The sequence below is a fragment of the Pseudomonas sp. NY8896 genome (genome assembly GCF_039634505.1).
Map to the genome: position 1 here is coordinate 4,034,710 of NZ_CP132350.1, position 12,894 is coordinate 4,047,603.

Genomic DNA, 12,894 nt, shown 5'->3' on the forward strand with positions numbered 1-12,894 from the left:
CCCTCGCCTCAGCGTGCTGCGGCTTGTTGCGCCGGGGCAGTCACCACCGGCATGCCCGCAGCCAGCCCGGCAGGGCTGCCGACGATCACCTGGTCACCTGGGCGCAAGCCCTCGGTGACTTGCCAGCGGGCACCGTGCATGGCACCGGTGCGCACACTGCGCGCCTCGGCAACCCCACCGATGCCCACCAGCATGACCCGCGCCTCGCCGTCGCTGCCGCGCTGGATGGCGCGCTGCGGCACAAGGATGGCCTGGTTGTCGGTGCCTTGCGGGGTGCGCACGCGCACATACATGCCCGGCAGCAGGATGCCGTCGGCGTTGTCGAAGCGGCCGCGCAAGGTGACCTGGCCGGTGCCGCGGTCGACCGCGACGTCGGTGAACATCAGCGCACCCTGGCGCTCGTAGTCGGTGCCTTCCACCTGGGCGGTCAGGGCCTGCTGATCACCGGCTGCCAGCGCACCCTCCTTCAGCGCCTGGCGCAGGCGCAGCGCGTCGGCGGCGGACTGGGTAAAGTCGACGTAAATCGGATCGAGTTGCTGGATGCGCGCCATCAGCGTGGCGTCGCCCTGCCCCACCAGCGCACCTTCGGTGACCAGGGCACGGCCGATACGGCCAGAGATCGGCGCCTTGACCGTGGCGTAGCCCAGGTTCAGGCGCGCGGTCTCGACATCGGCCTGGGCCGAACGCACAGCGGCCTGGCCGCTGCGCAGGTCGGCGCTGGCGGTGTCGAAGTCCTGCTGGCTGACTGCCTCGATCTTCACCAGCGGTTCGTAGCGGCGTACCCGCGCCTGGGCTTCGAACATGACCGACTGGGCCCTGGCCAGGTCGGCCTCGGCGCGTGCCAGCGCGGCCTTGAAGGGTGCCGGGTCTATCTGGAACAGCACATCGCCGGCTTTTACGTCGGCGCCTTCTTCGAAGCGCTTGTGCAGGACGATGCCGGCCACTCGGGCGCGAACCTCGGCCACCCGCATGGGTTCGACCCGGCCCGGCAGCGTTGCCGCCAAGGTCAGGGGTTCGCTGGCGACCGTGACGGTCTGGACCGGAAAGGCACTGTGGGCCGCAGACGGCGGCGCTTCAGCTTCGCCGCAGCCGGCCAGCGCGACTGCCGCCGCCAGGCAGCTGGCCATTCCTATTGCACGCAAGTTGCTCATGATTCACCCGAGCTTCAAATGGAAAAACGGCCCGAATGATATGAGCGAAGACAAAATGAGTCAATTTTGTCTCATTTGATACTTTGTTAAGAATTGTGAAACTCGGCGTGACATCTTCGCCGCCTGGCAGATCGAGCGCCGCGCGGGCGGCGCTCGATCTGCCAGGCCCTGGAGATGCCACGTCAAACCTGCAAGGGGAGTCAACGAATCTGATGCTTGTGCAGCAATCGATAAAAAGTCGGCCGCGAGATACCCAGCACCTTCGCCGCCACACTCAGGTTGTCACTGTGCCGGTTAAGCACATCGCACAGCGCCTGGCGCTCGGCGCGTTGCTTGTACTCCTCCAGCGTGCCCAGCGGTTGTTGTTCCTGGTCGAGCAGCTGCAGGCCCAAGTCCTGCGCCTCGATCTGCCGCCCTTCAGCCAGCACCAGCCCCCGGCGCACACGGTTGGCCAGCTCGCGCACATTGCCCGGCCAGTCATGCCGGCCCATCGCGGCCAGGGCATGGTCGCTGAACGAACGCGGCCGGCGCCCGGTTTCCAGGCTGTAGAAATGGGCAAAGTGGCTTGCCAGCATGGACAGGTCACCATGCCGGTCGCGCAACGGCGCGGTCACCACCTGCAACACGTTCAGGCGGTAATACAAGTCTTCGCGAAAACGCCCTTGCTCGATGGCCCGCTCCAGGTCCACATGGGTGGCCGCCAACACTCGCACATCCACTGGGATCGGCTGGCTGCCGCCCACCCGCTCGATGTGCTTCTCCTGCAGAAAACGCAGCAGGTTGGCCTGCAACTCCAGCGGCAGGTCACCGATTTCATCGAGAAACAGCGTGCCACCATGGGCCGCTTCGATGCGCCCGGCCTTGCGCTGATGCGCCCCGGTGAATGCGCCCTTTTCATGGCCGAACAGTTCGGACTGGATCAGATGCTCGGGGATCGCCCCACAGTTGATGGCGATGAACGGCTGCTCGCTGCGTTGCGACTGACGGTGCAGGGTGCGTGCCACCAGTTCCTTGCCGGTGCCGCTCTCACCACGGATCAGCACGGGCGATTCGGTGGGCGCCAGTTTGCCCAGCAACTTGCGCAGCTCACGGATCGGCCGGCTTTCGCCGAGCAACTCGTGGGTCGCCTCATCGACCTTGACCGCCCCCTTGCCGCGCAAACGGGCCATGCCGAAGGCGCGGCCCAGGGTCACCTGCACGCGGGAGACGTCGAACGGCAAGGTGTGGAAGTCGAAAAACCACTCACAAACAAAATCACCGAACGCCGGCATGCGCAGCTGTTCGGCGCTGAGCACGGCAATCCATTCGGTGTTGCTGCGCTTGATCATGTCCTTGACCGCATCCGGATGCCTCAGGTGCGTGGCCTGCAAGCGCAGCAGGCCTACATCGCAGGGATGGTCCAGCGCGGCCCCGAGCATACAGCTGTCCACATCCCAGCCTGCGTTGCGCAGGCCAGGCAATAAGCGGTGGCAGTCGTCGCAGGGGTCGACGATTAGCAAACGGCGTTGAGCGGCAGGCTGCTGCATGACCGATCCTTGGCGCCAGTTTTTGGTTTTTTGAAGTAAAACAGCAAGTTGTGGCGCCCGTTTAACAGTAGCAACGAAGTTGACAGTGCCCACTACCGTTTGTCTGCGGACGCATTTTTTTACAAAGTGCCCCGGGAATTTTCGCACTTTATCGACATCACATGGCGGCGCAGGCAACAACGAATATGCCTCTGACAAAAAAATTTACAACCAATGTGTGACTTGCCCCCGGACAACGAGCATCAGTACACATAACCCCGCGCTGCACTTCGCGATCATTGAGGCGACTTTGAAGCAACGCGGACTTCACTTCGATGTTTGGGACCATAGAGAGACCGAACCATGAATGCCCCGCTCCGTGTCAACGAAGCACTGCTGATTGCCGACCACGCCTTCGAACCTTTCCAGTGCGTAGCCTGGGATGCACCCAACGGTACTGGTGAGCTGAGCCTGGCAGTGATCGACCGGACCAGCACCCGCATCGGCGCCAAGCAAGTGTCCTCGCGTATCTACTCCGACCCGGCCCAATGGGCCAGCCTGATTGAAGAAGTGCGCGCCGAATTATGTGAAAAGGGTTACGACCTGCAACCGTGGTCGATGCCGAAGTAATATCGCCCGGTAAACCAAGTGCGTGCAGCGCCACGCACTTGTTCGGATGCAAAGTTGCTGTTCTGGCAACTTTTCCTGTTGCGACATAGTGTCGCGCCAGTACGGTTCAATCCACGACCTTGAAGTGTTGCAAGTGCTGATAATCGGCCTGCAACTGTTCTGCCAGGTGCTGCGCGCGGCCAACACGCACCGGCGCCAATTCCATATCCACCAGCAACGTTGCACAGGGCATGGGTTGAACAGTGTCCCAGCGCTGCAGACGACCGTCGGTAAACACCAGGCAGCGCACGGCTTCATCTGGATAGGCGCGCTGTCGTGCCTGTAGCCAGTGTCGGGCCTGCTCCAATGCACAAATCAGCGGCGTGCCGCCACCTGCACCCAACGCCTGCAGCCAGGGTTGCAAAGCCGCCGAGGCCTTCAGGCCGTGGCGCTGCCACTGCGGTGTACGCCCGCTGGCGGTCAGCAACGCCAACCGGGCGCGCTGGCGGTAAGCCTGATCGAACAGCGCTGCCAGCAACCCTTTGGTCTGCGCCAGCGCCTGATGGCGACGGGTCGAGGCCGACGCGTCGACGATGACTAGCCACAGTTCTGCGGGCCGAGCCTGGCGCTGTTGCCAACACAGGTCTTGGCGCAGCCGTGGCCGCCCTTTGAGCAATGTCGGTAGCCAGGCCACCCGGCCGGCCGCCGCATTGCGACCGCGGCCACGGCTGGCCTCGCCCTGCTTGCCTGCACCAGGCCTTGCATCCGCCCCTTTGGCAGGTAGCTGGGGGATGCTCAGGGCTTTTTTGCCCAGTTCGGTACCTCGCGGCGTGCGCCGCTGGCCACCGGCTGCGCCGGCAATGCCCCCCAGTCGCCCTGCGCACCCTGTTCACCAGGGTTGCCGCCACCCGGTTGGCCGGGCTGCTGGTCAGGCGGCTGCGGCGCCGACGGCGTTTTGGCCTGGGGCATGACACGGCGGCGATGACGCAAGGCGAACTCGGCCACCGCTTCGACATCCACCTCTTCAATAGCCGCAGCACCGCGCCAGGCACAATGGGCGCGCGCCGCACGCAGCCAGACCAGGTCGGCGCGCAGGCCGTCGACGCCAGCGGCGTAGCAGCGCTCGGTAATCCAGGCCAGCGCCTGATCATCCAGGGCAATCTGGGCCAAGGCCTGGCGCGCCGCCTGGCAGCGCTCACGCAGTTGCGCCTGGGCCGTTGCCCATTGGTCACAGAACGCCTTGGGGTCACTGTCGAACGCCAGGCGTCGGCGAATGATCTGCTGCCGGGCCTCGGGCTCGGGCAAGCCTTCCAGCGCCACGTTCAGGCCAAAACGGTCGAGCAGTTGCGGGCGCAGCTCGCCCTCTTCCGGGTTCATGGTGCCGATCAGCACGAAACGGGCATTGTGCCGGTGCGAGATGCCGTCGCGCTCGATGCGGTTGGTGCCACTGGCAGCCACATCGAGCAACAGGTCAACCAACGTGTCCGGCAGCAGGTTGACCTCATCGACATACAGCACGCCACCGTCGGCTTGGGCCAGCACCCCAGGGGAAAACTGCGCCTTGCCCTGCCCCAGCGCGGCATCCAGGTCGAGGGTGCCGACCAGCCGCTCTTCACTGGCGCCCAATGGCAAGGTCACGAACGGGCCTTCGCCAAGCAGGTCAGCCAGGCCACGGGCCAGGGTGCTCTTGGCCATGCCACGCGGCCCTTCGATCAGCACGCCGCCGATCTTCGGGTCGATGGCGGTCAGGCACAGCGCCAGCTTCAGGTCGTCGGCACCGACCACCGCCGCCAGCGGAAATTGTACGGGTTCACTCATTTCAAGCCTGTTCCTCGCCGTCGAGCAGTTGTTCTTCGAGGGCTTCGCGGTAATTGCCCGGCGCCTGCCACAAACCGCGCTGCTGGGCCTCCAGCAGGCGCTCGGTGAGGTCGCGCAAGGCCTCGGGGTTGTGCTCGCGCATGAAATCGCGGGTGGCCGGGTCGAGCACGTAGGCATCGGCCAGCCCCTGATAATGATGGTCGTCGATCAGGTGCGTGGTGGCGTCGAAGGCGAACACGTTGTCGACTGTCGCCGCCATCTCGAAGGCGCCCTTGTAGCCGTGACGCTTGACCCCGTCGATCCACTTCGGGTTGAGCGCACGGGCACGGATTACCCGGTTCAGCTCCTCCTTGAGGGTACGGATACGCGGTCGATCGGCCTGGCTGTGGTCGCCGTGGTAGCTGGCCACCGCCGCCCCGGACAGCGTTTCCGACGCTGCCAGCATACCGCCCTGGAACTGGTAGTAATCATTGGAGTCGAGCAGGTCATGCTCGTGGTTGTCCTGGTTTTGCAGCACCGCCTGCACCTTGGCCAGACGCTGGGCGAACTGGGCGCGGGCCGGGGTGCCATCGTCGCTGCCACCGTAGGCATAGCCGCCATGGTTGAGGTAGACCTCGGCCAGGTCGTCACGGCTGTGCCACAGCCGCCCATCAATGGCGTTCTGCACCCCGGCACCGTAAGCGCCGGGTTTGGCACCGAACACCCGCCAACCGGCCTGGCGAGCAGCTTGATCGGCGTCCACGCCTTGCGCCTGCAGCACTGCCCGCTCGCTGCGTACACGGGCAGCCAGGGGGTTGAGGTCGTCGGGCTCGTCCAGCGCGGCCACGGCCTGCACGGCGGCATCGAACAGACGGATCAGGTTACCGAACGCATCGCGGAAGAAGCCGGAAACGCGCAAGGTCACGTCTACACGCGGGCGGTCGAGCAAGCTCAGCGGCAGGATTTCGAAATCGTCCACGCGCTGGCTGCCAGTGGCCCACACCGGCCGCACGCCCATCAGCGCCATGGCCTGAGCAATGTCGTCGCCGCCAGTGCGCATGGTCGCCGTACCCCATACCGACAGGCCGAGCTGGCGCAGGTGATCGCCGTGGTCCTGCAGGTGGCGTTCGAGGATCAGGCTGGCCGAGGCGAAACCCAGGCGCCAGGCCGTGGTGGTGGGCAGGTTGCGCACGTCCACGGTATAGAAGTTGCGGCCGGTGGGCAGCACGTCGAGGCGCCCGCGGCTGGGTGCGCCGCTGGGGCCGGCGGGCACGAAGCGCCCCGCCAATGCCGCCAGCAGGCCATTCATTTCGGCAGTGCCGCAGGCGTCCAGGCTGGGTGCCACCGCGTCACGCAGGGCCTGAAGTACGTCGTGCACCGGCTGCCATTCACTTAGGGCGGGTAACGCTGCAGTGCCTTCCAGCGCCTGCCCGATCACCTGGTGTGCCAACAGTTCGAGGCGCTCGCGGGTATCGCCACACGTGCGCCAAGGGTCATTGCCGATGGCTTGCAGCTGTTCAGGGCGTGTACCCTGCCACGGCTGCCCAAGGTCACAGTCGAGCGGGTCGAAGCCCGGCACCAGTGCTTTGGCCAGCGCCCGCAGGAGGCTGGCATTGCCACCACGACCGTCGCCACGCTCAACCCGCAACAGCGCCAGCAATGTATCCAGGCGCAGGCGCCCTTCAGGCGACTGCCCGAACACGTGCAGCCCATCGCGAATCTGCGATTCCTTGAGGTCACACAGGTAGGTGTCCAGGCGTGGCAGCCATACGGCGGCATCGTCCAGTTGCCCTTCCAGTTGCAACTCGCGGTCGATGTGGTTGGCTTTTACCAGTTCGAGAATATCGCGCTGCAACTCGCGAGCACGCCGTGGGTCGAGCAGCTGCGCTTCGTAGAACTCATCAGCCAACTGTTCCAGGTGGCGCAGCGGCCCATAGGTTTCGGCACGGGTCAGCGGCGGCATCAGGTGATCGATGATCACCGCCTGGGTGCGGCGCTTGGCCTGAGCACCCTCGCCCGGGTCGTTGACGATGAACGGGTAGATGTTCGGCAGCGGGCCGAGCAGCGCATCCGGCCAGCACTGTGCCGACAACCCCACGCCCTTGCCGGGCAGCCACTCAAGGTTGCCGTGCTTGCCGACATGGATCACCGCGTCGGCGGCAAAGGCGTGACGCAGCCAGAAGTGAAACGCCAGGTAGCCGTGCGGCGGCACCAGGTCGGGGTCGTGGTACACCGCGCTCGGGTCCACCTGATACCCCCGCGCCGGCTGGATACCGACGAAAGTCAGGCCAAAGCGCAAGCCGGCCACCATCAGCCGGCCGCTGCGGTACATCGGGTCTTGCTCGGGCGGCCCCCAGCGTTCCAGCACGGCCTGGCGGTTGGCCTCGGGCAGGCGCTCGAATGCAGCCTGGTAGTCGGCCAGGCTCAGGCTCTGGGCGCAGGGGCGTTGGTCCAGGTGGTCAAGGTCGTTGGTCACGCCACCGAGCAGTTGGTGAATCAACTGCGTGCCGCTGCTCGGCAAATCGGCCAGCGGATAGCCTTCGGCCTGTAGCGCCTTGAGGATGTTCAGCGCCGCTGCCGGGGTGTCCAGGCCGACGCCGTTACCAATGCGGCCATCACGGGTCGGGTAATTGGCCAGCACCAGGGCAATACGCTTTTGGGCATTAGGCAGGCGCGCCAGCTCAACCCAGCGGCGGGCCAGCTCGGCGACGAAGTCCATGCGCTCGGGGTGCGCGCGGTAGCACACCACGTCGGACTGGCTGCGCTCGCTGCGCCAGGCCATGTCCTTGAAACTGACCGGACGGGTGATGATGCGCCCGTCCAGCTCCGGCAAGGCGATGTGCATGGCCAGGTCACGCGCGCCCAGGCCCTGCTCGCTGGTTTCCCAGCCGGGCTGGTTGTCTTGCGCGCAAATGGCCTGCAACACCGGGATGTCACGGCGCAACGGCCGCAGGTTGGGGCGCTCTGGGCTGGACAGGGCAAAGCCGGTGGTATTGACCAGCACTTCAGCGCCGACCTCGTCCAGCCAGGCTTCGACCTGCTCCAGGCAGGCGCTTTCCTTGAGGCTGGCCACTGCGATCGGCAACGGGTTCAGCCCGGCTGCTTGCAGGCGCTGGCAGAACACGTCGATGAAGGCGGTGTTGGCCGCCTGCAGGTGCGAGCGGTAGAACAACAGCGGCGTCACCGGGTAATCCGGGTGCCAGTGCGGGTACCAGTCTTCTAGCGCCACGCTCCCCTTGGCCGGGTGATACACGGCGGTGCGTGGCAAAGGCTGTGGCTCGTCCCAGGCGTAGTCACGCCCCAGCCACTGGCTGGCCAGGCAATTGAACAGGTTGATGGCATTGGCCTTGCCGCCCTGGCGCAGGTAGTGCCAGAGGCGTTCGGCCTGTTCGCCACAAACGTTACCCAAGCTGGTCAGTTCCGGGTCCGGGCGATCATCGCCCGGCACCAGAATCAGTTGCACGCCACGGGCGGCCAATTCGACCAGTTGCTCGACGCCGTAGCGCCAGTAGCCAACGCCACCGTGCAGCGACACCAGAATGACCTTGGCGTGGCGCAGCACCTGGTCGACGTACAAGTCGACCGAGGCATGGTTCTGCACCTGCATCGGGTTGGCCAGGCGCAGGCTGGGGAAGTCTTCAGGCAATTGCTCGGCGGTATCGGCGAGCAATGCCAGGTGCGAATCGCCGCTGCAGAGAATCACCAGCTCGGCGGGTGTCTGGCCGAGGTCGGCAATGCTGTCATCCGGCACGAAGCCGCCGGGCTGGGTCCGCAGCAGGTGCATGGGTCAGGCGCCCAGGGCCTGGCGCAGGCGCGCTTCCAGTTGAACAGCGTCAAGGTCCTGACCGATCAGCACCAGGCGGGTGATGCGCGGCTCGTCGTTGCGCCAGGCGCGATCGAAGTGCTTGTCGAAGCGGGTACCCACGCCTTGCACCAGCAGGCGCATCGGCTTGCCCGGGATGGCGGCGAAGCCCTTGGCACGCAGGATGCCGAACTCCACCACCAGTTGCGTCAGTGCGTCGAGCAGCAGGCTTTCGTCGGCCTCGGGCAGGTCGATGGAAATGGAATCGAAGGCGTCGTGGTCATGATCGTCATGGTCGTCGCCGTCGTGGTGCGTGTCGTGGTGGGTGCGGCGGCCATCGATGTGCGCCTCGGACTCGGCACCCACGCCCAACAGCACTTCCAGTGGCAGCTTGCCGCTGCTGGCCTCGATCACCTTGACGGCCGGCGGCAGTTCTTCAGCCACTTCGGCGCGCACCTTGGCCAGGCCTTCGGCGTCGATCAGGTCGGCCTTGTTCAGTACCACCAGGTCGGCGCTGGCCAGCTGGTCGGCGAACAGCTCGTGCAGTGGCGATTCATGGTCCAGGTTAGGGTCGAGTTTGCGCTGGGCATCGACCTGGTCAGGGTAGGCGGCGAAGGTGCCAGCGGCCACGGCCGGGCTGTCGACCACGGTGATGACCGCATCGACGGTGCAGGCGTTGCGGATTTCCGGCCACTGGAACGCTTGTACCAAAGGCTTGGGCAGGGCCAGGCCGCTGGTTTCGATCAGGATGTGGTCGAGGTCGCCACGGCGTGCCACCAGCTCGCGCATCACCGGAAAGAATTCTTCCTGCACGGTGCAGCACAGGCAACCATTGGCCAGTTCGTAGACGCGGCCGCTGGCTTCTTCCTCGGTGCAACCGATGCTGCACTGTTTGAGGATTTCGCCGTCGATGCCCAGCTCGCCGAATTCGTTGACGATGACCGCGATGCGGCGGCCTTGGGCGTTGTCGAGCATGTGGCGCAGCAAGGTGGTCTTGCCCGAGCCGAGGAAGCCGGTGACGATGGTGACGGGGAGCTTGGCCAGTGTTTTCATGTCGCATTGCCCTTGGCAGTGTGGCGCGGGCATGCAGGACGACAGCCACGGGCCAGAGGTTGGCCGGGCTTGTTCGCCACCGGATCACCCCGCCCGGTTGAAAGTCGAAAACGTGACGAGGCAGGTCTCCTGGCTCGCACCGTTCCAGGCCCCCGTACGGTTGAACAGCGGGCTGGCGGGATGACGCCTTCCCGCGCGCTGGCGCAGTGGCAGTGTCGATCCGTTGTCGGTGCTTACAGTTGCGGGGGCAGCCGCGGCATGTACCGCGTTCCCATCTTAGCTTCGGCCTGGCCGAAGAACCTCGAACTGGCAAGGCTACGCAGTGGCTGGCGGGTGGTCAACCATTGCGGCGGGCTGGTCGACCACTCTTGGTGCTACTGCGTTACAGTAGCGACTCTGCCCACGGTCAAGGACGTCCCATGCCCCTCGCCCCCGCCATACCCGTACTGCGCATCTTCTCGGTCGACAAGGCCAAGGAGTTCTACCTCGATTTCCTCGGTTTCAGCCTGGACTGGGAGCATCGTTTCAGCCCGGACCTGCCGTTGTACGTACAGATTCACCGCGACGGCCTGATCCTGCACCTTTCCGAGCACCATGGCGATGCATGCCCCGGTTCTACCGTGTTCGCCCGCATCGACGACCTGCGCGCGCTGGAGCGCGAGCTGCAGGACAAACAGTACGGTTACGCCCGGCCAGAGGCCGAGCGCCTGGACTGGGGCCTGCAGATGCAGGTGTGGGACCCGTTCGGCAACCGCCTGCGCTTTTGCCAGCAGATCGATGACGAGGCCAACCCGTGAAGGCACTGGGCAAACGCGAAATGGCCCGCCTGGAGCGGGAGCTGGTGGCGTGCCTGACCGATGCCTGCGAAACCGCCAAGGCGCAGATCGTCGGTTTCAGCTGGCTCACTCACCGCCTCGACCCCGAGGACTTTCCGGGCAGCCTTCGTATTACCTGGGTATTTGAGCAAGAGGCCGACAAAGCCGCTGCCGTCGCGGGCGAAGCGAAGGCGCACATGCTGGCGTTGACCCGCCATGCACTGGAGCAAGCCGGCATACAGCTGGACCATCCGGCCTGGCATGTGCGGTTCGACAGTGAACAAGCCTGCGCGCACGGCCACGCCGGGGACTGGGCTAAACGCTTGCAGGCGCAACGCTGAGGCCCCAACCGGCGGCCGGTGCTTTACCCGGCCCCGGACGGTCCGTTAGGCTACGCGCTCTCCAATTACGAGGTGTTCGTCCAATGCGCCATTGATGCCGCCGTCCGTTCGACGGCCAGTCTTCAGCCTCCGGCTCGCTCCGGAGATGTCGCGGCATTTGTGGAGTTGTGCATGACGAACACGTCGATTCTGACGCTGGACAGCGTCTCCTTGGCCTTGCCTGATGGCAGGCTGCTGTTCAGCAACCTCAACGAAACCTTCGACCAACGCCGCACCGGCCTGGTCGGGCGCAATGGCGTGGGCAAAAGCCTGCTAGGGCAGATTCTTGCCGGCCAGCGTGAACCGAGCAGCGGCCATTGCCGGCGCCTCGGGCCTGTCCATTTGCTGGACCAGCAAGTCATCGAGCGCAGCGCCACGCTTGCCGACCTGGCCCAAGTGGGGCCGGTGATTGCGGCGCTGGAGCGTATCGAGCAAGGCAGCATCCAGCCCCACGATTTCGACACCGTTGGCGAGCGCTGGGATATCCGCGAGCAATTGCAACGCCAGCTTCAGGGCCACGGCCTGGGCCAACTCGACTGGCGCCAGCCCGCACGGAGCCTGAGCGGCGGCCAGGCCATGCGCGTGGCGCTGATTGGCGCGTGGCTCAGCGATGCCGACTACCTGATCCTCGACGAGCCAAGCAATCACCTGGACAGCGACGCCCGTGCCCAACTGCTGAGCATGATCGAAGCCTGGGACCGTGGCTTGCTGGTGATCAGCCACGACCGCAGCCTGCTGGCGCACATGGCACGCATTGTTGAATTATCCAGCCTGGGTTTGCAGGGCTATGGTGGCAACTACAGCATCTATGCAGCGCAAAAAGCCAACCAGACGGCGCAGGCCCAGCAGCACCTTGCCCGGCTGAAGCAGGCGCAGCTACGCCAGGCCCGTGAACTGCAGCGCCAGCGCGAAGACCTGGAGCGCCATCAGGCGCGGGCCGGGCGCCAGGCCAAGCACGCCAACCAGGCCAAGATCCTGGTCGACCGCCAGCAGGAGCGCAGCCAGGCCACTGCTGGCAAGCAGCGCCGCGACCATCGCGATGCCCAGCAAGCGTTGGTGGGTAAAGTGCGTGACGCCGCCCGTGAGGTCGAGCATGACAGCGCTATTACCTTGCACGCGCCTACACCTCAGCGTCATCCAGGCCGAGAAGTGTTGGCCTTGCAGGCACTTCGCTTGCCGCGTGGCACCCGCAAACCGCTTGACCTGCGTGTGTGCCTGGGCCAGCGCGTGGGGCTGATCGGCGCCAATGGCAGTGGCAAGTCCACCCTGCTCAGGCTGCTGAACGGGGAGTTGCCGGCACCGCCCGACAATGTGCGCCTCAGTGGCGAAACCGCCCTGCTCGACCAGCACTGCAACACGCTAGCGGGCCACGGCAGCGTGCTCGAACACCTGCGCCAAGCCAACCCGATGCTGGCCCAGGGCGAGTTGCGCAGCCGCCTGGCGCAATTGGGCCTGGATGCGGCCCGTGTCGAACTGCCCAGCAGCCTGCTCAGCGGCGGCGAGCGGATGAAGGCGGCGCTGGCCGCCGTGCTATACCGCGAACGGCCGCTCGACCTGTTGCTGCTGGACGAACCCGGCAACCACCTGGACCTGCCATCGCTGACAGCCCTGGAACGCATGCTTGGGCAATTTCGCGGGGCGCTGATGGTGGCGTCCCATGATGCGGTATTGCTGGAAAACCTGGCGCTCGATGAATACCTGCACTTGTAGGCGCAGCCATGTGCTGCGAAAAATGCATCGCACGCTATCAATTCGTGACTGGCCGTTCCCGATCCGCCAAGG

10 protein-coding genes and 1 riboswitch are annotated in these 12,894 nt (G+C 65.4%); of the genes, 4 read left to right on the forward strand and 6 right to left on the reverse strand.

Annotated elements, in window-relative coordinates; all coding sequences use genetic code 11:
• Positions 1-8: 8 nt before the first annotated feature.
• Positions 9-1,151 carry a MexC family multidrug efflux RND transporter periplasmic adaptor subunit gene (locus Q9451_RS18020; protein WP_012272070.1) on the reverse strand — a complete coding sequence of 381 codons (1,143 nt, stop codon included), beginning with the start codon at positions 1,149-1,151 and terminating at the stop codon, positions 9-11.
• A 200-nt stretch (positions 1,152-1,351) separates the two neighbouring features.
• A complete protein-coding gene (locus Q9451_RS18025; RefSeq protein WP_012272069.1) occupies positions 1,352-2,677 on the reverse strand; it encodes a sigma-54 dependent transcriptional regulator in 1,326 nt (441 codons plus the stop codon).
• 342 nt (positions 2,678-3,019) lie between these two features.
• Here Q9451_RS18025 and Q9451_RS18030 point away from each other — a divergent pair, with 342 nt between their 5' ends.
• Positions 3,020-3,286: a hypothetical protein gene (locus Q9451_RS18030; protein ID WP_003247923.1), complete on the forward strand. Its 267-nt coding sequence runs from the start codon at positions 3,020-3,022 to the stop codon at positions 3,284-3,286.
• A gap of 106 nt (positions 3,287-3,392) precedes the next feature.
• Here Q9451_RS18030 and Q9451_RS18035 read toward each other — a convergent pair whose 3' ends face one another.
• The 4 genes from Q9451_RS18035 to cobW form a co-directional block, all read right to left on the reverse strand.
• Positions 3,393-3,959: a VWA domain-containing protein gene (locus Q9451_RS18035; protein ID WP_012272068.1), complete on the reverse strand. Its 567-nt coding sequence runs from the start codon at positions 3,957-3,959 to the stop codon at positions 3,393-3,395.
• Between the two features lie 101 nt (positions 3,960-4,060).
• A complete protein-coding gene (locus Q9451_RS18040) occupies positions 4,061-5,083 on the reverse strand; it encodes an AAA family ATPase (protein WP_012272067.1) in 1,023 nt (340 codons plus the stop codon).
• 1 nt (position 5,084) lies between these two features.
• The gene (gene cobN / locus Q9451_RS18045; protein WP_012272066.1) at positions 5,085-8,846 is read right to left on the reverse strand and encodes a cobaltochelatase subunit CobN; all 3,762 of its coding nucleotides are present in this window, start codon (positions 8,844-8,846) and stop codon (positions 5,085-5,087) included.
• A 3-nt stretch (positions 8,847-8,849) separates the two neighbouring features.
• A complete protein-coding gene (gene cobW / locus Q9451_RS18050) occupies positions 8,850-9,917 on the reverse strand; it encodes a cobalamin biosynthesis protein CobW (RefSeq protein WP_012272065.1) in 1,068 nt (355 codons plus the stop codon).
• 101 nt (positions 9,918-10,018) lie between these two features.
• Positions 10,019-10,236, reverse strand: a riboswitch (cobalamin riboswitch).
• Positions 10,237-10,336: 100 nt separating this feature from the next.
• Between cobW and Q9451_RS18055 the strand changes: the two genes are divergently transcribed.
• From Q9451_RS18055 to Q9451_RS18065, 3 genes are all read left to right on the forward strand, one after another.
• Positions 10,337-10,714 (forward strand): glyoxalase superfamily protein, encoded by a 378-nt coding sequence (locus Q9451_RS18055; protein WP_012272064.1) that lies wholly within the window; start codon positions 10,337-10,339, stop codon positions 10,712-10,714.
• Entirely contained in the window at positions 10,711-11,073 is a 363-nt protein-coding gene (locus tag Q9451_RS18060) for a hypothetical protein (protein WP_012272063.1), read from the forward strand. The genes Q9451_RS18055 and Q9451_RS18060 overlap by 4 nt, the downstream gene beginning before the upstream one ends.
• A 171-nt stretch (positions 11,074-11,244) precedes the next feature.
• On the forward strand, positions 11,245-12,822 hold the full coding sequence (locus Q9451_RS18065; RefSeq protein WP_060494051.1) for an ATP-binding cassette domain-containing protein: 1,578 nt from the start codon (positions 11,245-11,247) through the stop codon (positions 12,820-12,822).
• Positions 12,823-12,894: the final 72 nt, after the last annotated feature.

Excerpts from the sequence above, each read along its gene's own strand:
- Q9451_RS18020 (WP_012272070.1), bottom strand. The coding sequence starts at position 1,151 with ATGAGCAACTTGCGTGCAATAGGAATGGCCAGCTGCCTGGCGGCGGCA.
- Q9451_RS18025 (WP_012272069.1), bottom strand. The coding sequence starts at position 2,677 with ATGCAGCAGCCTGCCGCTCAACGCCGTTTGCTAATCGTCGACCCCTGC.
- Q9451_RS18030 (WP_003247923.1), top strand. The coding sequence starts at position 3,020 with ATGAATGCCCCGCTCCGTGTCAACGAAGCACTGCTGATTGCCGACCAC.
- Q9451_RS18040 (WP_012272067.1), bottom strand. The coding sequence starts at position 5,083 with ATGAGTGAACCCGTACAATTTCCGCTGGCGGCGGTGGTCGGTGCCGAC.
- cobN (WP_012272066.1), bottom strand. The coding sequence starts at position 8,846 with ATGCACCTGCTGCGGACCCAGCCCGGCGGCTTCGTGCCGGATGACAGC.
- cobW (WP_012272065.1), bottom strand. The coding sequence starts at position 9,917 with ATGAAAACACTGGCCAAGCTCCCCGTCACCATCGTCACCGGCTTCCTC.
- Q9451_RS18055 (WP_012272064.1), top strand. The coding sequence starts at position 10,337 with ATGCCCCTCGCCCCCGCCATACCCGTACTGCGCATCTTCTCGGTCGAC.
- Q9451_RS18065 (WP_060494051.1), top strand. The coding sequence starts at position 11,245 with ATGACGAACACGTCGATTCTGACGCTGGACAGCGTCTCCTTGGCCTTG.